Source organism: Thalassolituus alkanivorans (genome assembly GCF_020447205.1).
GTDB classification, from domain to species: Bacteria; Pseudomonadota; Gammaproteobacteria; order Pseudomonadales; family Oceanobacteraceae; genus Venatoribacter; species Venatoribacter alkanivorans.
Window position 1 is genome coordinate 1 of the sequence record NZ_JAJAEL010000043.1, and the last position, 206, is coordinate 206.

The following is a 206-nucleotide window of genomic DNA, read 5'->3' on the forward strand; positions in this document are numbered from 1 at the left end:
GTGCATCCTAAAGTCACATTGGAATTCGATACCCCCAAGCGCAAGGTGAGTGTCTACCATGGTGATAACGCTGACCTTATTAAAAAAAGAATGCAATCAGTCGGTCTGGGCGCGAGACTTGTCAGTACAATGCCCGTCGCCAGCGAGTCCATCGCCCGTGCGCAGGCGTCTGCAAAACAGGAGGCAGAAAGAGAAGCTGGCATTCT

Annotated in this window: 1 protein-coding gene; it reads left to right on the plus strand. The window is 51.9% G+C overall.

Annotated elements, in window-relative coordinates; translation table 11 throughout:
* On the plus strand, positions 1–206 hold a 206-nt coding region (locus LGT44_RS20350), incomplete at both ends, for a hypothetical protein (RefSeq protein WP_456243411.1).